We start from the raw sequence: 938 nt of genomic DNA, 5'->3' as shown, positions 1-938 counted from the left end.
TCGATGTATGGACTCCCCCCTCCAAGGAGGAGCTAAAATTTTAGTGCAAACAGAAATTTTAATCGGGAGCCATACATGAAAAAGTCTACTACTATCGCCATTGATTTAGCAAAAAACTCATTTCAAATTTGTAAGCTAGTTAGAGATCAAGTTGCCTCTGAAAAAGCCTTAAATAACCAAAAATTGAAGTCATGGTTACAAAAACAACCCTCTTCTCATGTAGTAATGGAAGCTTGTGGCTCTGCGCATCATTGGGGACGTTTTTGCCAAAGCTTAGGCCATGATGTCAGTATTATTGCCCCAAAAAACGTAACTCCTTTTAGAGCAAACCAAAAGACTGATAAAAATGATGCTCTTGCCATCGCAATTGCAGCACGCCAACCTAATGTTCATTCTGTTGGAGTGAAAACTATCGATGCTCAAGCGCTTCAATCGATTGAACGCGTTCGGCAACATCTCAATGACCTCATAGTGGCTACCAGTAACATGGTGCGAGGTCTGATTTTAGAGTTTGGTATCGCTATCCCAAAGGGAGTTAGCGCCTTTAACAAAACCATCCCGCAAATTTTAGAAAATGGCGATAGTGAACTTCCTGATATATTGCGCCCTTATTTACACCATATGTATAACTTGCACCAAGGGCTTTCAGAACAAAAAGTTCAAATTGAAAAAGAATTGAGTTACTACATCAACCGGCATTCAGAGTGTAAAAAACTACTTGAACTTGAAGGGATTGGCCCTATCAATGCTCTCGGCCTCTATTTGGCACTAGGACACACTGGTAGAAATTTCAAAAACGGCCGAGAAGCCTCTGCTTGTATTGGTTTAACACCAAAGCAGTACAGTACTGGAGGTGTCACGACTATGCTTGGTATTAGTAAGAAAGTAGCAAATAAAAGGCTGCGTGCAAATCTCATCCAAGGTGCACTATCCGTTGT

General features: G+C 40.9%; 1 protein-coding gene. It reads left to right on the top strand.

The genetic code is table 11. The features are described 5' to 3' along the window. Positions 1–75 precede the first annotated feature (75 nt). On the top strand, positions 76–938 hold an 863-nt coding region (locus tag VCHENC03_RS17195; protein ID WP_009705423.1), incomplete at its 3' end, for an IS110 family transposase.

This window comes from Vibrio sp. HENC-03, assembly GCF_000305755.2.
Taxonomy (GTDB): Bacteria; Pseudomonadota; Gammaproteobacteria; order Enterobacterales; family Vibrionaceae; genus Vibrio; species Vibrio owensii.
Note: the sequence above shows the minus strand (reverse complement) of the source record. Positions and strands in the feature narration are given on the sequence as shown.